This window comes from Microbulbifer mixtoriginis (SeqCode), from assembly GCF_052466865.1.
Map to the genome: position 1 here is coordinate 1,910,267 of NZ_CP174293.1, position 18,716 is coordinate 1,928,982.

An 18,716-nucleotide genomic window follows, 5' to 3' on the forward strand; every position below is an offset into this window, starting at 1 on the left:
TGTGGTTTATGTGTACGGTGAATTTTTTGTGGCGGGTAATCTGATAGGAATGCCTGCTGAATCCTAAGGTCGGTAGGCATTGCAATGGATTGGAATACCTTGGCCCCTGTCAGGTTTGTGCAATACTGGGTTCGCTACTGGGGATGTATTGAGTACCGATCCTTCTGGTTAGTATTTCTTCTTTTCGCATTTCTTTTTCTTTTTTTGATTCCCTCTTCAAGCTCTGCCACTGAAAGTTTTCTGATGCCTTTGGGACCCGTTGCCCATGAACAGAAAACTCATTTTTTCTGGGCGACAGCACTTACCATGGTAGCGGTGCTGCCCGTGTTTATTCTGGTGCCAGTCATTCTATTTAAGTATCGCCGTAAGAAGGGAAAAGGTATTTATGCGCCCAAGTGGGAGTCTTACGGCCCTTTGGAAGTCGTCATGTGGGGTGTTCCCTTTATGGTGATTTTTGTTCTCTCTTTTATGCTTTGGCGCGCAACTATTGCTCTGGACCCCTATGAGGAAATAGAAGGCGTATTTCCTCCTGTCCAAGTGCAAGTGGTGGGACTGGACTGGAAGTGGTTGTTTATCTACCCAGACTTAAAAATTGCCACAGTAGGTGAACTGGTTGTTCCTGTACACACTCCGGTCTCCATGATTTTAACCAGCGATACCGTGATGCAGTCTTTTTGGATTGCGGCGTTAGCGGGGCAGATCTATGTGATGCCGGGCATGACCACACGACTCAATTTTATTGCGACTAAGAATGGTAAAACCCAGGGTGAAAACACCCAATATACCGGCAAGGGATTTACTGAGCAGAAATTTGATGTATTGATTAAAAGTGAAGAGGATTTTCAGGCCTGGGTGGCACAGGTCCGCGCCAGGGGGATTGAGCTGGATGCTCAGACCTATAATCGCCTGGCTGAAAGAAGTACCCGCAAAGAGATGCAAAAGCAGTTGGCCACGCCTCAAATGCCCAGCAATGCCCTCTATTTTACCATTGCCGATCCCGAGCTGTTTCAAGGCATTGTTATGCGATATCACTCGGGCAAGCCCCTTAGTATGGAAGAGCAGCCCGGCACGGTGAAGTTTGGTCAGGGTGAGGATAAAACAGAGGGTGCGCAGCCATGAATATTACCGACTATGGCTGGCTGGGAAAGCTGGGCTGGGATTCTATCGTTTTCAGCAAGCTGTTTACCGATTTTTCGGTGAGTGAGGTGGTGGCCAGTACCGCTGGTGCCATTGTTGTTTTTGCCACCATCGCCATCCTCGCTCTACTGACCTGGTTTCGCGTATGGGGCACTTTATGGTCTGAATGGCTGACCAGCACAGACCATAAAAGAATTGGCATCATGTACATAGTCTTTGCACTGGTGATGATGACCAGAGGACTACTGGAAGGCATGGTGATGCGGGCACAGCAGGCTGCTGCCCCAGATGGTTTTCTCTACGCAGATCACTTCGCTCAGCTATTTAGCACCCACGGCACTATTATGATTTTCTTTGTTGCCGTGCCTTTTGTTGTGGGTCTGGTCAATTTTGTAATGCCATTACAGATTGGTGCTCGCGATGTTGCTTTCCCAGTACTTAACCAGATTAGCCTGGCGGTCACCGTGTCTTCTGGGATTCTGTTGATGGTCTCGCTGGTGGTAGGGGAATTCTCTACTGGGGGCTGGTCTGCCTACCCGCCTTATACGGGGGCGGACTTTAATCCCGGCGTGGGACCAGACTACTGGGTGTGGGCGATTGTATTTTCAGGGGCCGGTACCACTCTTACGGGGATTAACTTTACCGTCACCATTTTAAAATGCCGTGCTGCGGGCATGAAATTTTTCCGCATGCCCATGTTTTGCTGGACGGTATTGTGTTCCTCCATCCTGATGATTTTTGCTATGCCGCCACTCAGTGTTGCGGCGTTAATGCTCGGTTTCGACCGCTATTTGGATTTTCACTTTTTCACCAATGATCTCGGTGGCAATATGATGAACTATGCCAATTTATTTTGGCTGTTCGGACACCCGGAGGTCTATTTGTTGGTACTGCCGGCCTACGGTATTTTTTCTGAGGTGTTCTCCACTTACTCCGCCAAGCGCCTATATGGCTACAAGTCATTGGTAATTGCCACCATGTCTATTGCCGTATTGAGCTTTACCGTGTGGCTTCATCACTTCTTTACCATGGGGCAGAGCCCCACCATCAATATTGTATTTGGTATCGCCACCATGCTGATCGCGGTGCCAACCGGGGTCAAAGTCTACGATTGGATGGCGACGATGTATCGCGGGCGAATTCGCTTTACCACTCCAATGATTTACGCCATCGGATTTTTGATTTTATTCGTGATCGGTGGATTGTCTGGAGTCATTCTGGCGAACCCCACGGTAGATTTCCAAGTACACAATACCCTGTTTTTGGTGGCGCACTTCCATAATGTGCTAATTCCAGGAGTGCTATTTGGTTTGCTGGCCGGATATAACTACTGGTTCCCCAAGGCGTTTGGTTTTCGCCTGGATGAGCGCTTGGGTAAGTGGTCGGCATATCTTTGGGTAGCCGGGTTTATGCTCACTTTCTTTCCCCTTTATGGTGCAGGATTACTGGGGATGCCAAGGCGCTCATTCAGCTATATGGATCTGACTTTCAAACCCTACATGGTGGTGGCTTTTATTGGGGCCATGGTGGTGTTATGCGCATTGATCAGCCTGGTATTGCAGTTGCTGGTCAGTTTACGGGATCGCAAGAAAAATCGCGTTCCTGTGGGGGACCCTTGGGATGGGCGCTCTCTGGAATGGTCGATCCCAGCCCCTGCGCCTTCCTACAATTTTGCGGAACTGCCGAGGGTAACGGACCGGGATGAATTTAATGAGGCTAAGGAGCAGGGGCGTGCTTATTTACCACCAAAAGTCTATCGGGATATAGAGATGCCCAAGAATAACCCTTTGGGATTTATTCTATGCGCTCTGAGCGGCATCCTGATGTTTGCATTGGTCTGGTACATGTGGTGGTTGGCCCTGATTTCTGTTCTGGCCATTATCATTGTGGTAATCGCCTCTACCTTCCGCTGGGACAGTGAGCAAATTATTCCGGCGAGTCAGGTACAGCAGGATACGGAGAAGTGGCTGACGCTAGTGAAAAATACCGAACCGGTGGGCAGGGATCTGGAAAATACTCCGCAAAACCATGGCTACGCTAAGTTGGAGCATTAGTTACCGATGAACGGGAATTCATCAGCGCTAAATAAGGGGATGAGAGAGAGCCCTGGAGCCATTCATAAAGACCCGGATATGGTGATCTTTGGATTCTGGGTTTTTATGATGAGCGACCTGATTTTTTTCGGGGTCGTTTTCGCTATCTATATCACCATGATTGGTGCGACCGCAGGCGGCCCTGGTCCCAGGGAGCTATTTGATTTCGGCAGCCTTTTTGCGCAGACCATGTTGCTACTCACCAGCAGTCTCACTGTGGGGATAGCCACTATCACCATGAAGCACCAGCGCAGCCAGGGCGGTTTCCTGTTTTGGGTGGTGGTGACTTTACTGTTGGGGCTGGGCTTCTTAACTCTTGAGTTGCTCGATTTCTCTGAAATGGCAGCCAAGGGAGGGACGCCCCAGCGCAGCGGCTATCTATCAGCCTTCTTTGGTTTGGTGCCCCTACATGGTTTACATGTCAGCTTTGGCTGCCTGTGGATGCTGGTCATGATCGCACAGGTACTTACAGTGGGCATGACTGATTTGGTGAAGTTGCGCTTTTTACGGTTGGCGCTGTTCTGGCATTTCCTGGATTTGATTTGGATTGGGATTTTCTCAGTAGTTTATTTTGGTGGCTGGGTCTATGGCTGAAAAATCCGGTTTTTCCGCACATTTGCGCACCTATCTTACCGGGTATGTGCTGTCGGTTGTGTTTACGTTGGCTGCATTCTGGGCGGTACTGGCTCTGGGTAAGGAATATAAGAGTGTACTTATATTGGTAGGTTTGCTTGGGGTGGCCCAATTGGCCGTACAGCTCAAATGCTTCTTGAATGTGACAACGCAAAAGGAAGGGCGGGATAACCTGGCTCTGATCCTTTTTTCAACGCTGATTTTGCTGATTATTGTCTTGGGGACTGCCTGGATCATGGGGAACCTGGCAATGAGAATGCATACCACAATGTGACGGGTCCCTAAGCTCAGATAATCACTTTGCTTTTAAGGCTGGTTGTGGCTTTTTCCAGGGATTGCAGTACCTTGACCTTGTCGTAGTTGCGAATCTTATCCAAGTCTAGGTGCATAGAAAAGCCTGGGGCGTGCTCCTCCAGGTAACTCTGCTGTCCGCCGAGATTCTTGCGCAAGTCGGTGACTTGGTAGACTTTAACCGGGGTGCTGATGCCCTTCACCGTAATATGCCCTTTGTCTCGGCACATAACAGTGTGCTTGATCATTGCCCAGGTCTCGTGGCTAATCAGGATTTCCCCCGGCTGTGCAGCGCCTTCCAGGCGGGAAGCCAGGTTCACGTGGGTGCCCATTACGGTGTAAGACTGGTAGTTGGCTGTGCCGAAGATACCCACGGTGCAATAGCCAGTGTTAATGCCCATGCGCACCTGCAAAGGGCGTGAGATCCCTTTGTTGTACCACTCCTGCTTCATTTCCCGCACCCGCTTGCGCATCGCCAAAGCCATAGCCACACAGCGCAGGGCGTCGGATTTGGGGCCCTTACTTTCATCATCCCCAAAGACCACCATCACCGCATCGCCAATAAATTTGTCGATGGTGCCCCCATACTGGCCAGCGATTCGGGCCATCTCCGAGAGGTAGTTGTTGAGTAGGAGGGTAAAGGTTTCCGCTTCGAGCTCTTCGGTCAACTGGCTGAAATCTTTGATATCGGAAAAGAACACCGTAAGCAGCTTGCGCTGGGTAGTCAGTGCTTCTTCATCGCCGGTGGTTACGGAGCGCCACAAGCGTTGTGGCAAATACTTGGAGAGTTTGTAAGAGCGCACCTTGCTTACGCGCTGCTCTGTTGCCAGGGTGTGGTTGGCTTCCTTGAGCTTGCCAATCTGGCGGTGAGTAAAAAAGGCATAGGCACAGAGGTAGACCAGGATACCAATCAGGCTCATGGTGCTTATGGTGAGGTCGGCGTTAATCAATAATGCCGGCCTGTGCATCAGGTAACCCAGTACCACGCCGACTAAAAGGCCGGTGTTGTGCTCAAACCACTGGCGCCCCCCTCCCAGGGAAAGCGCATTGAGTTGAACCATCGTAATGAATAACAGAGATGGCAGCATGCTGAAATTAGCCAGGGCAACGGTAATGCCTACCAATACGGTATCGGAAAATCTCAGGATGCGACGGGTTTTATAAGCCTTCTTATCGCGGGATCTGTAGAGTATGAATTGAGCAAAAGTGCAATAAACCAGCATAAAAGCCGCAGCACCAACATTGAGCAGTTTGTCCGGTTGCCAAGAAGATGACCACTCGATTGCAGTTACCAGGGTTCCCGCAGCCGCAAAAAGAATTAGGCAGCGAAAATAAGTCGAGTAATGCGGGCTGATATTTCGCCCTTTGTTCCCCTCAAGCTGGTCCTGCATTTGTGGTTATCTTTTTGTCCGTTAAGCAGTAATAAACAAACCGCAGGCAGGCCACAGATTGGTCCCGGAAAGTTCTGGGAGCGAGTGGTTGCGCAGTGATTTACTGGGCGAAGTGTACTCCTACAAAAGCCAGATTGCTAAAAAACCGATGCCTGTACAGGGTTTTTATGTGGGGCGTACGTATGCGCTGCGCAGATGGGTTAGGGTACACTCAGCGCTCAGTCAGTAAATGGAGAGAACGATGGATGCCCTGACCGCCCTGCATAATAGAGTTTCAACGGGCAAGCTGGTCGAGCCTGCACCCAATGAGCAGCAGCGGCAAAATATCTTTCGCGCAGCACTGCGTGCAGCGGATCACGCCTGCCTACGCCCCTGGCGGTTTCTAATGGTAGAGGGCCAAGAGCGCGAGCGCCTAGGGGAAATATTTCTAAAAGCGGCTGAGCAGTCTGAAGGTGTTCCTCTAACTGAAGCTCAGCGTCAACGCACCTTGGCGATGCCCCTGCGCGCCCCCTTGATTATTGTGGCAATTACACGGTTACAGGAACACCCCAAGGTTCCCCATCTGGAGCAACATATGTCCACAGCAGGGGCGGTGCAGGCAATGCTCACAGCCGCTTATGCCGAGGGGGTGGGTGTTTACTGGCGCACCGGACCATTAGCCAATAATCCCCAGGTTGCCCAAGGTTTGGGTTTGGCTGAAAATGAACGTATTGATGGGTTTATCTACTGTGGAACCCCCGATAAAGCGGCACGCCAGGCACCGGATTTACAAGTGGATGATTTTTTTTCACAGTGGAAAGCAAATTAGTACTTGCACAACCGGAAGCATTTGGGTAAAGTGCGCGCTCTCTCGATGAGACAGCAGCTATCTTCCTGATTTCCTTGAAGATTTTGCTAAAGAGAGAGCTCCTCTAAAAAGAGGATTACCCTCGCGGAGGGTGACAATTTGGTGAGGTGTCCGAGTGGCCGAAGGAGCACGCCTGGAAAGTGTGTATGTCGAAAGGCATCGAGGGTTCGAATCCCTCCCTCACCGCCATATTTTAAAGCCCGGCTGATGCCGGGCTTTTTCGTTTCAATAATCTTCAGTTCCCTGTCAGGCCTCCGCTTTGCTCTTTAACAGGCAATTATTCAATGATGGCCGTAGATAGAGAGCAGCTCGGCTTCGACCTCGCATTATGTTCTGCTATTAAATCTTGATTTCCTGGCTTTTGCAGCCCACGGCTTCTGGGTCTATTTGTCGCTGATGAGGATAGCTGCCCTCTTTAATCATTCGGTAAATGCTGTTGCGCTTATAACCTGTAGGTCCTTCGACTTTATGTCTGCGAGGTATGCTGTGAGATTTTCTAGATATTAAGGTTGATACCATTACATATCCCTCACCATAGTAATTTTTATTGCTCATGCCACAAATAAATGTAATTCCCTCTGTATATTGCGCATTGGGGCTGCAAGCGACAGCGCCAAGTATTTGGGTAATTGTTGTTCTCGTGGCATACCAATCGCTGACATGCTAGGCAATGTAGGTTGTCAAGCAATAAAGGTAGAGCGCATGGAAAAGCAATAGAAACCGCTCTACGAGTTACGCCGGAAGATAGCACTGAACGTTCATATAGAGGCTGAAAGGGTTTATCTGGTAGAGATCCACAAATCAAAAAAGGTCCCGCTTATACAGTCCGCCTAAGAGCTTAAGCTAGTTCTCTTAGTGGCCGGCCAGGAGCAAGAAGTCGGTGCCCATCCTGAATACTTCCACGCTGGAAGGCCTGTGATATGCAACTGATATAGCGTTCAAACTCTACACCCGCACTGCAGTGATAATCCAGAAGCAGCAGTTTTTTGTTATCACCCTGGCGATTAAAGAATAGCCGGGGAATCACCAAGTTTGTATAGAGGTATTGTCGGACTTAAAGATGGCAGTTGTGGGGATTTAGCTGCTTTCCCTGAAGTTGGGAGGTAAGGTCAAAGGACTAAAACTTATATTTGGGGTACAATGGATTGTCTATTATTAGAGTCTGGTTCGCCCTTCTCTGGCTTGGTTCTTGAATCAATAGTATGCATTATCATTCCTGCTGGCATTTCAGAGAACCAGTTGGCGATCCTGTATGATTTGGATTTGTATAAGTTTTCGGATATATGCCAGTTATTCTCTTCCATTTTCCAAGCTAGAGCGGCAATAAGCAGTTTTCCTTCAATACCAAGTTTTGAGCCATAACCAGACACTACATACTCGGAGTTTTCGAGATCTAACTCTATGCTGTAGTTCGCGCTAACAACCCTGATGGTTATGTTAAGAAAGTCTGGATTACTCTGAGATTTTTCCGTAATAAATCTTACTGATTGACTATCAACAGATAAATCTGCCTGTATGGATGCGTTAGATTCTTCTACTTGAAACTGCGCTCTATTTGTGAGTTGAACTAAGTCTGAGCGAGAAATATTTTCATTGGCTATTGAACGTTCGGATACGGATTTAAGCGAATTATAATTCGAATCCTCTAATACGTTATCCATGCTTTTATTGGCGGATGTATTACTTGAAGAAAATAAGTTAACTATTAATGCAAAAATTATCGGGTAGACCCTCATTGGTCCTCTCCATTTTTTGATTAGGCGGCGATGTAAAATTTAATGTGAGGCGAAGTTAATATGTCAAGCGGTAAACCTATGCTGGCAGTTAAATAAGCAATAAAAGTTAATGTGGTGCCATATTGGCAAGTAGAAAACCTTTGACTTTCTCTTTGGTAAGCGGTACATGAACCACATTATTTAACTTGCTTTGACTGACTGGCATGATCCCCCCTCCATCAACTTCGGAGGGAAGCCCCATGAATCAGCAGCAGTGGCAAAGTCATGTCAGGGCCTACGAGAAAAGCTCTCAATCCAAGCGCGCCTATACTCGTAAGCACAGCCTAAACTACAGCCAGTTCCTCTACTGGTACCGCAAGCTATCCGAACAAACTTCGGTGTCTGATATCCCAGACTTTGTTCCCGTGGATATCAAGCCCTCTGTAGCCTCTGCGGGAAACCTGGGTATATTGGAGTTCCCAAATGGCATAAAGCTGGTGATCAATAGCCCGGTATTGTTGGCACAAATTCCTGGCCTTATGGACCTGTAAATACGATGTGGCTACCGTTTAACAGCAAAGTCTGGTTTTACCGTCAGCCGATCGATTTTCGCAAGCAGATTGATGGCATCGTACTCCTAGTGGCTGATACGTTACACAAAGATCCGACATCCAGTCATCTCTTTGTCTTTCGCAATAAAAAGGCAGATAAAATTCGTATGCTCTACTGGGAAGATAATGGATTCTGGCTCCTGTATAAGCGAAATGAACAGTCGAGGTTTATCTTTCCTGGCATTTCAAATGACGCAATAGAGTTATCGATTTCACAGCTACAGTGGCTGCTTTCCGGGTTGGATTTTACTCAGCAAGAAGAACCAGAAAAACTCTATTTTTCCCGCTTTTATTGATACGTATAGAGCCTGGAAAATAGTACCCCATGGTATAATCCACACATAAATTAACATCGGAAAACCCAATGGCTACCGATGATACGCTACAGTGCCAGGTTGAACAGCTTACATGTGAACTCAAACTCTCACTCCAACGGTGCGAGCAGTTTGAAAAGGCTTACAATCAGCTATTGTTTCAATTCAAACAACTGCAACGTTCTCTCTTTGGTCGGCGCTCTGAGCGATACGAAGACCCTGATGATCCCCAGGGATTGCTATTCGAAAGTTCAGAAGCTCGAGATGAAAGTTCCTTAGAGGAAAATGATGCTGATGGCGACAAAGACCTGGACGATGTGGTTAGTATTGCGGCACACAAGCGTCATAAAAAAACAAAGAAGTCCTTTGCCGAACACTTTCCAAGAATAGAGGTGGTAATTCCTGTCTCAGAGCAGGATAAAACCTGTGCATGTGGCTGCCAAAAGAATCTGGTTGATTACGAGCGCCATGAGCGCTTGAACTACATACCCCCGGTATATGAGGTGATTGTCGAGTTGAGGGAGAAGGTTGCCTGCCCCAAGGGCTGTGCAGACCAAATAGTTATAGCTCCCAAGCCAAAGCATATCCTACCCAAGGGTAAGTTTACCGAATCCGTTCTAGCCCACCTCATAGCCAGCAAGCTTGATGATCGACAGCCGTTCTATCACCTGGAAAAACAGTTTGAGACCCGTGCCGGCTTTAGCTTTCCACGTCAAGCCATGGCTCGTACTGTTATCGATTGTGCTACGCCTCTACAACCACTGATCAATTTGCTAAAAGACGGCGTCATTGGCTACGATATTGGAGCTTTGGATGCCACATCATTGCAGGTTCTTAATGAACCTGGCCGGCCAGCAAGCCGAAAATCTTATGCCTACTGTTTCCGAGGTGGTCCTCCAGGAAAGGAAGCGATCCTCTATGAATATAATGCCGTTGATCACAAAGATTTTGTGAATGACTGGTTTGCCGGCTTTCGAGGCACGCTACATTGCGATGCTGATCCATTTTTTGAGTTGTTATTTGAACAGACAGCTGTATACCCAAATCACTGCAATGCACATGCCCGGAGAAAATTTGAACCCATAGCGAGGGCGGCGCAAGGGGACGGGCTAGCAAAACGGGCAATGCAGTTTTATAAGAAGCTCTATCGGGTTGAGAGGAAAGCCAAAGAGAATCAGCTGACCATAAAGCAGCGACACAATTTGCGACAAGAGGAGTCCAGGCCGATTATGACTGCCTTTAAGTGCTGGCTGGATGAGCACTATCCGCAGGTGCTACCTAAATCCCCGCTGGGCAAGGCAATGAATTACTGCCTGAAGTATTGGAATGGGCTATGTGCATTCCTCAGCGATGGTCGCTTAGAAATCGACAACAATTTGACTGAACAGGAAATCAAGCCCTTTGTCATGGCTCGAAAGAACTTCCTGTTTGCATCCTCGGTCAATGGCGCAAAAGCACTGTGCCTGCACTTCAGTTTGATTCGCACTGCTAAACACCACGGCCTTGACCCATACAAGTATTATGTGGAGGTGCTTAAGCAGATTCCTCACTGCCAATCCGTTGAGGATTATGAGGCACTGCTACCCTGGAATATCCAACTTGAGAAAGCTGGGATGGCCGCAGCCGCATGATATGGCGATGCTGCCCGCAAGAAGGCGGACGTCTGTTGAGTAGTCATATTTATCTGTTGATGGCGCAACCCTTTAAGCCTTCCATGACCAGGCATTCAGCGGTGCTATCCCAGTACTCTAAATACAACTCTCACCTACGATCTGGTAAGATCGCTTACGAAGTGGAGACTGTGCGTTACTACGATCAGGTGGACTCGTTGCCGGAACTTGTGCGGACCAGAGATAATTTATAACTTTATTCTGGAGCTCATTTAGAGTAATTACACTGCATTCGCCACTGCCGTTCATTGGGCATACTATAGGAAGATACTCGACATCTGTTCGAACTCAAAGTGCAGCCAATTGAGAACCGCCTGGAAATCAATAAGCTGGTTGATGAACATATCCCCCATATTGAGGATCAAATGGGTCTGCAGGTACAACTTCGATAAAGTTTGAAGTAATTACGAAATCAATGTATCGACCTGGAAGCTGCAGGCAACTGTGAAGTCATGCGTGTGCTTAGCGATCTCGAATTCTGTGCTAAAACAGATTCCCAAGTTTGAAGGGTTAAATTTTCGGCAAACTAATCTACTGAGATTCATGGCTAAGATCTCTTATATTAAAATTCCCTAAGATGCTCCTGATTTTTTATAGGGAGGACGGTGATATTAAGCTAGTCATGAGGTGGAGTTAAGGGCAATAAGACCTTTCCAGTTAATCACAAATTTACCCAGCGAATAGATGAGCTTTTCTTTGATGATATCGATTTCTACAGGTTTAGAAGGTGCAAAGTTCTGCATACGTCTAGATGATGGAAATAAGCCCTTATCAATCAGATGCTGATAGCGCTTCAGAATGTTATCGCAATGAGGGAAGCTCAGCGTTACCGCCTAGCATAGGCTGCTGCTTCTCTTGCCCTTACCCTACATAGAGGCAGTATAGCCTTTTGTCGTCATTAGTAAGCGCTCGTGATCAATCTTTCCAGTTCGATCAAGTGCTGCTTTTTCAGCATCTTGAAGGTTTTTGCAGGGTAGAGCTTTTTCAAAGTGGGTTCAGATATCAAAAAATATTGAACGGCCCCTAGTAATTGGTAGATAAAGGCAAGCGGCTTTATATCTTGAAAGTGTCCCAGTTTCTGGTCCGCTTTCACCAGTCCTTCTAGATGATCGAGAACTGGTTTTAGAAACCACTGATGGGCGTGTTCAGAGCGCTCTTTATTATCTAACAGCTCTCGCATCAGAAGAAGAATAACGCGGTGGGTTCTTTTGTCGGGTGCTGCCAGTACGTTTAATAATTTCAACAGCTGTTCTCTGGGAGCTAGCTCATGCTCAATATTGGGGTCCAGGTTCTCAACCAGATAGGTAGCAGCGGATTCAAGTACCGCAGCATAGAGTTTTTCTTTGCTGGGGAAGTGGTGCAGCAGCCCTTGTTTGCTCATAGTCAGTTCTGCGGCGACATCATTGATGCTGGTTCCGTAAAAACCTCTCTCAGAAAAGAGAATTTCGGCCTTGAGCAGTAACTTTTCTCGTGTCTTCATTGAGCTTCAATATGGGCTGGGTTGACAGCTTGACACCTTACCTATTGGTAGGTAGCCTGTCAATAAACTTACCGGTTGGTAGGTTTTGATTGCCATAACGCAAGGGATGGAGATTATGGACAGACAAACAGAGCTCGATCTTATCCAGCAATGCTGGGGACTGATACAAGATAAAACGACAACCCTGGCGGATGAGACGGCCAGCGCTGATACACGGCGATACCGCAGTAAAGAGGTGTTCGAACTTGAGATGGCGCAGATTCACCGTCGTTGGCCATGGCCTCTGGTGCATACTTCTGAACTGATTGAAGCGAATAGCCTCAAAGCGGTCGAGACGCCACTCGGCTCTTTGATTGTCAGTCGCGATGCTTCAGGCCAATGGCATGCCTTCCACAACAGCTGTCGTCATCGCGGTGCCACACTACTAGCGGAGGGAGAAAGCCGGCAGGCAAAACGCATTAATTGTCCCTATCATGCCTGGTCATATACTACAGATGGCGGGTTGGCCTCGGTTCCTGGTAAGCAGCAGTGCTTTCCTGATCTTGATAAGTCAGACAATGGCCTGCTTGAACTGCCTGTTAAAGAAAAGCATGGGTTCATTTGGCTTTGCCCTGATGGGGCTTCGGCTCCAGACTTGGATGAAGCTCTGGAGGGTGTGTCGCAGCCGCTAGCGGCCTTGCAGCTAGATCAGCTCTCTGTGTTTGCGCAACATCGCAAGGTTTGGAACACGAACTGGAAAATAGTGGCAGAAGGCGGTATTGAAACCTACCATTTTTCCTATGCCCACCGCGAGAGTATTGGCCCTTATTTTTATAACAACACTGCGGTCATCGATGTCCTGGGGCCTCATCTACGGGTGGTAATGCCGACCAAGGCTTTAGCTACGGTGGTGGAGAAACCTGTCGAACAACAATCCCTGCGAGAATGCAGTCATACTCTGTATTCATTGTTTCCTACCTCGGCCTTGCTGATTCAGCATCAGCATATTGACTGGGTGCAGTTCAGGCCCCTGGCCGTTGATAAAACGGCCATCGATATTACCACACTGGTTCCGACTGAGTTGCGGGATACCATGCGGGATCATTGGCAGCGTAACCATGATATTACTGTAGCGGTGTTGAATGAGGACTTTGAGCTAGGAGAGGGTGTTCAATGCTCCATGAATAACGGTGCGCTGGAGCGTATCAATTACGGCAGGAACGAATGGGCCCTAAAACGGATGAATGATTTTATTGATGATCTGTTAACGGAGAAATAGTAGGGCCATATAGCGTTTCAGAGAGTGTATTGTCTGGTTTTACAGCCATAAAGGCTGGTTTTTCAGAGTATCCCTAAATAGTTGATACTTTACTGTAGCCTGAAGTGTTCCAGGTTTGGGTAATTGAGTGAGTATATTTCTTGAGAAAACGTCGTATCATTTCCGCGATACTTTTTATTATTGGACTAATCATCGCTATATGGGCTTTCTTTGCGGAGCCAAATAGTTTCAGAATCCGAGAGCAGGCGATAACGATCGGCTCCTGGCCAGAAGCCTGTAATAACAAGAAGGTGGCCATCCTTGCAGATTTACATGTGGGCTCCCGAAACCTTCCCCCGTATAAAGGGACCGATAGCCTTCGGTGGTTAGTTGATGAAGTAAATGCGAGTTTGCCTGATTTGATTTTGTTACCAGGTGATTTTGTTATTCAAGGTGTTGCAGGTGGCTCTTTTGTTTTACCGAAGAGGTTGCCGAGATACTGGAGGAGTTGAAAGCGCCCATGGGCGTTTTCGCAGTGTTGGGAAATCACGACTGGTGGCTTGATGCCAAGCGGGTAGAGAAGGCATTCGCTGATCGAGGGATTACGGTACTCGAAGACCGATCAGCAAAGCTGAATAGTGGCGCTTGTAAATTACGCCTGGTGGGGATCAGTGATTTTTGGGAGGGGCCGCATGATATTGCACAAGCGATGGATGGCATTGATAGTTCTGAGAGCATTTTGGCTTTCACGCACAATCCCGATATATTTCCCGAATTACCGAAGCATATCTCACTGACTATTGCTGGGCATACCCACGGAGGACAGGTTTACCTGCCATTTATTGGGCGCCCGATAGTTCCCTCTCATTACGGGCAGCGATATGCGATTGGTCACATCGATGAAGATGGTAAAAATCTGTATGTAAGCCCAGGAGTAGGGACGAGTATTTTTCCCGTGCGATTCCTGGTTCCACCGGAAGTGACTCTTTTGTCGATAACTAGTGGTTAAATATCGAGTAAATACCGCCTAAAGCCTGATGGATTTTGTTATCTTATTTGGCGGGAATAGAGTCGATGCCTTGCCATACAATCGTTGCGCTGCATAAGAATTAAAGGACTGGTTAAATGATTACCGTTAAACGCAAGGTGTTGTTCGGCGATTGCGATCCCGCAGGTATTGTATATACCCCAAGATATTCCGACTTTGCTCTGGAGGCAACTCATGATGCTATGGCAGTACTCCTTGAAGGGCCAGCTATTTCTAAAATGAAACAGCTGGGTTTTATGACGCCAGTGAGAGCATTCAATCTGGAGTTTCTGACCCCCGTGACCTGGGATCAGGAGCTAGACATCCAGGTTTCTGTTTCAGATATTGGTAATCACTCTTTTAGTTTCCAGCTGGAGGCGTTTTTAGAGGGTGGGGTACTGGCTTTTACCGCTCACTCCCTTTGTCAGAGCTATATAGAAGCCCCATACTGGGATAAGTACGAAATTCCTTAGCTAAATGTCCAGAAATTCCCTGAATGCGGGGTTTTTTGTTCCAGTTTGGCGAGTTGAAACTTAAGTCAGTGCATATGGCTGTGTATATATACAGTTGTATATATTGACAGTGTATGTTGGCGGGGGTTACTATACCCATAGCTGCTCTGGTTTTCATGCAGCGACCGTTCATCCTTTCTTAAGCCGGCCCCCCAGCCGGTTTTTTTATGCCTAAAATTTGAGGCTGCCAATGTCCCCAAAAAACTACTTCACAGAGCCGGAGTTCGCCTGTTGTTGTTGTGGCAAAAACCATTTCAAGATGAAACGCTCAATCGCCTGATTAAAGTCAGGGAGTGCCATGGCAAGCCAATAGTCATTAATTCCGGTTGCTGCTGCCCCGCACACAACGCCCGTGTTAATGCCACCATGACTCATGCTGCCGGGCAGGCTGTCGATGTGCAGGTGGCTTTAGGAAGAGCCTGCTGGTTAATCCAAATAGCCCAACAGGAAGACTTCACAGGTATAGGGTTAAAGTAGAAGGGGGTATTCAAAGGGCGATTCCTTCACCTGGATGACCTTGAATCTATGCCAGGCGAGCGCACCAGCCTTACAGAGTGGAGTTACGATCCACTAACAGCAATTTTTGATGCAGGCACAATGGCTATTGAGCGCAGTTGGCCTGACCCGGTTAAATGTGCTGGGGAAGTACAGAAGCTGGAGGAACTCAAGCAAAGGGGCAGCTTGGTAGAGCTAAATACTCAAATTCAATTGCTTCTCGGACAGCTGGAGGTCAACAAAGCCGAAGCTCAGCATAAAAGCATATTTGTCGCTGGCTGGCGTCTCTGGATTGGATGGGTTGGGGTTTGGCTTTCGCTTATCAGTTTGTTTTATATCCATTGCTATGTTGGGTCTGGGCCCACTACAGTGCTAAGGGTTCAATACTTACAGGGGTGACTCCACCGCTAGTGCTGGAAACTGGTGCGCCGTTCTCGATGATAGCGGCCATGCTCGGAATGGGTGCCATGCGTTCATATGATAAAACGCATGGTGTTCAGACGGACAAACTATAGATAGTAATTTTTAAGGGTTGTCAGTTAATCAAGCTTCACTTTTTGGTTTATAGTTTTCCCAGATTTCAGGGTATCTTTCCCAAGGAGGGGCTTCAGGACTGAACGCGCTATCAGAGTTAGCGGCATCTTGATACCAAAACTGTATTCGTTTCATGAAATCTGTGTCATTCCTGTTTCTATAGATAAATCTAATTTCTGCATATGTAATTACACGGTTTTTTAAACCATTACCGAAGTCATACTGATACATTGTTTTTCTTTCAAATGGAAATTTTGCTTCTACTAAACCTTCACCTTGTCCTGGTTTGGTAATTACGGCATTCCAATCCATATCATAGTCTATTGCAAAATGTATGAAGTGATGGTGTTTTACTAAGAACTCGATTCCAGCTTTACTCTTTCTTCTGAACCTTTTGTTGTCTTCAGATTCCTCCCCTGTTTGGGGTGGCTCTGTACTGGAATCATCTGATACAACACATTTATATTTCTCTTTACTACGACAGAAATTATTAAAGTCTTCATTTAAGTAATTACAATCGTGTACAGCAGTGCCGGTTAGTAATTGATCAAGCCATGCGACCGTGTTTTTGCTGGCAAAATCCTGCATGGTTCTTTGCGTTAGCTGTTGAATTAGCCTCGCTCTACTTCCCGAAAACCCATAAAAAAAGTCTCCAGAACAGTATCTTCTCCATGGTTCAGCGAATGGCATAGTGATTCTCCTTGTAAAAGCACCACTAGGTGGCATGAGTAGACTTTTATACTAACTAAATAACCTTGCTCTAACATGAACAATCTACTTGGATATCGCTTGGCTGGTTTTAAGTTTTGGACATGAATTTTTAGATTTTGGACTTTTTTTAAAGCGAGGGCTGTCGAAATATGGGTACCAAAGACCTGTAATCGAAGCCCCTTTTGCTCTCAAAGCATACCTTCTATCAATCAAATTTCGTAGAAAATTAATTCTGCTTGGTAAAGCCTATGACCCAAGCAGCAGAATGTTGGCATCTTAGCAAAAGCATATCTATTACCCAAATTGCCAGCATTATCTTATTGGTGGCTGGTTTTTTCATATAGGGTTCTGATGTTGAGAAAGGGATAACCGCCAACACCCAGGCAATTCAGCATGAATCAGCTATGCACGTTCTGGGGCAAAAACACATAGTCGAGTTTAAGGGCGACATTCAAACCAGGCTCCAGCGCATTGATAGCAAGCTGGAGCGGTTGATTGAGCAGGCCACAAAGCTCAGTGAGTTGGTTTTGGCTGACAAAGAGCTAGGCGAATTCTTTGAGGCAACACAGCAAACAATCAACAATTGGAAGAATAAGCATCCCGAACTTTTTGAGTCAAAAAAGGGTAAGAATTTAGCTGATGCCAACTTAGCGGAGAGCCTCTTTCGAACTATAGCTATGAGACCGTAAAGAACATGCAGTACAACGGCAATTCTATCATTCAGGAATATACAGAGTGCTACCCTCCAGACGCTACAGCTTGTTTAGTCTGGCCTCACAATCATTCATTGGGTGGCTCAGTTCCAGAATGGGCAGGCTGGCAAATAGTACAAGCCGATTCCTGTGAGTGTGAAACTCCCAATAGATGTAGAGGCTACAGCAGGTTTGTTACCTCACCTGCTTACCTCAGCAGAGGTATTTGTCTTGGTTGGTAGCTTGAGGGATTAAAGAAATAAGTCTTGGCGTGGCATTGAGGGTCAGCGCATATTTTACTGTCACTCTTACTTACCACAATACTCTTCAAAATCATCTGAGGTGTTTGGAAAACCAGCTTTTTCTGCCAGCTCCCATGGGCGTTCACACGCGTTTGTTTTTGCGCACCAAAGGTAGCCAGCTGAAGCTATACATCCATGCTTATCCTTATCTGAGCCTACACCAGGGCTAGGATCTCCAGAATTTTCTGATGAACATCCCATTAAAAGTAGCATCAGAGTAAAGCTAGTAAGCTGCAAATATTTCAATATTAAAATCCTCGTTAAGTTAAAAATTGAGACACTGGTTAAATGTGTGTGGAAATCTAGGGTAAAGAAGTTTCTTATGATCATCAAATGATAGTTTTGTACTATTCCAGCCAATAGTAGCAGAAGTGTATCCAGATACCATTACGTGGCTGGATAAACGGCAATCTACTTCTGTTAGAGGAATGTCTTGTGTATGGTTAAGTATGCAATAGTGGTTGTATGTTCGATGAGGATGTAGGGGTTGCACTTGGCTTTTGATTTGGATGCCGAGATTGTGTTGGATACTTTCTTTTTGCCCTTTACTGGCCGGCTGGTAAGCCTATATAAAGTTTTTTTATAACATTGATTTTCAGGCTCTTTCAAACTGATTGTTGGCCAGTAGTTGAACGCTTGTTCTTCTTGGGGTTTGGTTCTTTATAAGCCTTCTTCTTAAGGTTAAATAGAATAATGATCTTTTTCTTAAGTTAGGAAGTGGAGGTTTGTTGAGACTTTTTTTATAATTTTATGGTTTTAAATATTTAAGTACGGTATTGCAATGGTTTTCTATTTCTGATTTCGTTGATGAATACTGATTGTTTTGATTGGGTGAAGCTGTAAATTATTTTGTGCTTGTAATGCCCATTTATTGGATTCTGGTTCTAGATAATAGCCGCTGAATGGGTTGTTATATTTGTAATTTGAATTTAAAAAATTTCACATGGCTTATCTTTTAAATATCATTAGAGGCTCGCCTTTTACTTAATTTTATCCAGAACTGCTAATTTCTATTCAAGCAGAT

Annotated in this window: 21 protein-coding genes and 1 tRNA gene; 16 read left to right on the forward strand and 6 right to left on the reverse strand. The window is 46.5% G+C overall.

The annotated features are described in order from the left end of the window. Positions 1 to 243: 243 nt before the first annotated feature. The 4 genes from ACJJJA_RS08850 to cyoD are packed head-to-tail and all read left to right on the forward strand — an operon-like array spanning position 244 to position 4,137. Positions 244 to 1,119: a ubiquinol oxidase subunit II gene (locus ACJJJA_RS08850; RefSeq protein WP_444904347.1), complete on the forward strand. Its 876-nt coding sequence runs from the start codon at positions 244 to 246 to the stop codon at positions 1,117 to 1,119. After that, positions 1,116 to 3,191: a cbb3-type cytochrome c oxidase subunit I gene (locus ACJJJA_RS08855; protein WP_444888549.1), complete on the forward strand. Its 2,076-nt coding sequence runs from the start codon at positions 1,116 to 1,118 to the stop codon at positions 3,189 to 3,191. The genes ACJJJA_RS08850 and ACJJJA_RS08855 overlap by 4 nt, the downstream gene beginning before the upstream one ends. Before the next feature lie 6 nt (positions 3,192 to 3,197). Further along, entirely contained in the window at positions 3,198 to 3,824 is a 627-nt protein-coding gene (locus ACJJJA_RS08860; protein WP_444904348.1) for a cytochrome c oxidase subunit 3, read from the forward strand. Next, entirely contained in the window at positions 3,817 to 4,137 is a 321-nt protein-coding gene (gene cyoD / locus ACJJJA_RS08865; RefSeq protein WP_252085298.1) for a cytochrome o ubiquinol oxidase subunit IV, read from the forward strand. The genes ACJJJA_RS08860 and cyoD overlap by 8 nt, the downstream gene beginning before the upstream one ends. A 13-nt stretch (positions 4,138 to 4,150) precedes the next feature. Here cyoD and ACJJJA_RS08870 read toward each other — a convergent pair whose 3' ends face one another. Beyond that, positions 4,151 to 5,545 carry an adenylate/guanylate cyclase domain-containing protein gene (locus tag ACJJJA_RS08870; RefSeq protein ID WP_444885488.1) on the reverse strand — a complete coding sequence of 465 codons (1,395 nt, stop codon included), beginning with the start codon at positions 5,543 to 5,545 and terminating at the stop codon, positions 4,151 to 4,153. A 241-nt stretch (positions 5,546 to 5,786) separates the two neighbouring features. On the opposite strand from ACJJJA_RS08870, the gene ACJJJA_RS08875 reads away from it, so the two are divergent. Further along, a complete protein-coding gene (locus tag ACJJJA_RS08875) occupies positions 5,787 to 6,353 on the forward strand; it encodes a nitroreductase family protein (protein ID WP_252085300.1) in 567 nt (188 codons plus the stop codon). Positions 6,354 to 6,493: 140 nt separating this feature from the next. Next, a tRNA-Ser gene (locus ACJJJA_RS08880) sits at positions 6,494 to 6,581 on the forward strand. Positions 6,582 to 6,731: 150 nt separating this feature from the next. On the opposite strand, the gene ACJJJA_RS08885 is transcribed toward ACJJJA_RS08880, so the two are convergent. Both ACJJJA_RS08885 and ACJJJA_RS08890 read right to left on the reverse strand, forming a co-directional pair. After that, positions 6,732 to 6,947 (reverse strand): AlpA family phage regulatory protein, encoded by a 216-nt coding sequence (locus tag ACJJJA_RS08885; RefSeq protein WP_444904349.1) that lies wholly within the window; start codon positions 6,945 to 6,947, stop codon positions 6,732 to 6,734. A gap of 569 nt (positions 6,948 to 7,516) precedes the next feature. Beyond that, entirely contained in the window at positions 7,517 to 8,128 is a 612-nt protein-coding gene (locus ACJJJA_RS08890) for a hypothetical protein (RefSeq protein ID WP_444888554.1), read from the reverse strand. A 239-nt stretch (positions 8,129 to 8,367) separates the two neighbouring features. Between ACJJJA_RS08890 and tnpA the strand changes: the two genes are divergently transcribed. From tnpA to tnpC, 3 genes are all read left to right on the forward strand, one after another. Further along, positions 8,368 to 8,658: an IS66 family insertion sequence element accessory protein TnpA gene (tnpA, locus tag ACJJJA_RS08895; protein WP_444904350.1), complete on the forward strand. Its 291-nt coding sequence runs from the start codon at positions 8,368 to 8,370 to the stop codon at positions 8,656 to 8,658. Positions 8,659 to 8,663: 5 nt separating this feature from the next. Then, a complete protein-coding gene (gene tnpB, locus ACJJJA_RS08900; protein ID WP_444885483.1) occupies positions 8,664 to 9,014 on the forward strand; it encodes an IS66 family insertion sequence element accessory protein TnpB in 351 nt (116 codons plus the stop codon). Positions 9,015 to 9,082: 68 nt separating this feature from the next. Then, positions 9,083 to 10,663, forward strand: coding sequence for an IS66 family transposase (gene tnpC, locus ACJJJA_RS08905; RefSeq protein ID WP_444904351.1), 1,581 nt, complete (start codon positions 9,083 to 9,085; stop codon positions 10,661 to 10,663). 937 nt (positions 10,664 to 11,600) lie between these two features. Here tnpC and ACJJJA_RS08910 read toward each other — a convergent pair. Further along, positions 11,601 to 12,182: a TetR/AcrR family transcriptional regulator gene (locus tag ACJJJA_RS08910; RefSeq protein WP_444885481.1), complete on the reverse strand. Its 582-nt coding sequence runs from the start codon at positions 12,180 to 12,182 to the stop codon at positions 11,601 to 11,603. Between the two features lie 115 nt (positions 12,183 to 12,297). Here ACJJJA_RS08910 and ACJJJA_RS08915 point away from each other — a divergent pair, with 115 nt between their 5' ends. The 6 genes from ACJJJA_RS08915 (at position 12,298) to ACJJJA_RS08940 (ending at position 15,852) form a co-directional block, all read left to right on the forward strand. Further along, a complete protein-coding gene (locus tag ACJJJA_RS08915) occupies positions 12,298 to 13,440 on the forward strand; it encodes an aromatic ring-hydroxylating oxygenase subunit alpha (RefSeq protein ID WP_444904352.1) in 1,143 nt (380 codons plus the stop codon). Positions 13,441 to 13,580: 140 nt separating this feature from the next. After that, positions 13,581 to 13,931 (forward strand): hypothetical protein, encoded by a 351-nt coding sequence (locus ACJJJA_RS08920; protein ID WP_444904353.1) that lies wholly within the window; start codon positions 13,581 to 13,583, stop codon positions 13,929 to 13,931. A gap of 8 nt (positions 13,932 to 13,939) precedes the next feature. After that, entirely contained in the window at positions 13,940 to 14,428 is a 489-nt protein-coding gene (locus ACJJJA_RS08925) for a metallophosphoesterase (RefSeq protein ID WP_444904354.1), read from the forward strand. 116 nt (positions 14,429 to 14,544) lie between these two features. Next, complete coding sequence (locus ACJJJA_RS08930) at positions 14,545 to 14,919, forward strand: acyl-CoA thioesterase (RefSeq protein ID WP_444904355.1); 375 nt, start codon at positions 14,545 to 14,547, stop codon at positions 14,917 to 14,919. Positions 14,920 to 15,189: 270 nt separating this feature from the next. Further along, complete coding sequence (locus ACJJJA_RS08935; protein ID WP_444885477.1) at positions 15,190 to 15,435, forward strand: D-Ala-D-Ala carboxypeptidase family metallohydrolase; 246 nt, start codon at positions 15,190 to 15,192, stop codon at positions 15,433 to 15,435. A gap of 48 nt (positions 15,436 to 15,483) precedes the next feature. Next, the gene (locus ACJJJA_RS08940) at positions 15,484 to 15,852 is read left to right on the forward strand and encodes a 3TM-type holin (protein ID WP_444904356.1); all 369 of its coding nucleotides are present in this window, start codon (positions 15,484 to 15,486) and stop codon (positions 15,850 to 15,852) included. Between the two features lie 144 nt (positions 15,853 to 15,996). On the opposite strand, the gene ACJJJA_RS08945 is transcribed toward ACJJJA_RS08940, so the two are convergent. Further along, positions 15,997 to 16,677 (reverse strand): hypothetical protein, encoded by a 681-nt coding sequence (locus ACJJJA_RS08945; RefSeq protein ID WP_444888562.1) that lies wholly within the window; start codon positions 16,675 to 16,677, stop codon positions 15,997 to 15,999. A 425-nt stretch (positions 16,678 to 17,102) separates the two neighbouring features. Here ACJJJA_RS08945 and ACJJJA_RS08950 point away from each other — a divergent pair, with 425 nt between their 5' ends. Next, positions 17,103 to 17,387, forward strand: coding sequence for a hypothetical protein (locus tag ACJJJA_RS08950; RefSeq protein WP_444904357.1), 285 nt, complete (start codon positions 17,103 to 17,105; stop codon positions 17,385 to 17,387). Positions 17,388 to 17,698: 311 nt separating this feature from the next. Here ACJJJA_RS08950 and ACJJJA_RS08955 read toward each other — a convergent pair whose 3' ends face one another. Beyond that, entirely contained in the window at positions 17,699 to 17,938 is a 240-nt protein-coding gene (locus ACJJJA_RS08955) for a hypothetical protein (RefSeq protein ID WP_444888564.1), read from the reverse strand. Positions 17,939 to 18,716: the final 778 nt, after the last annotated feature.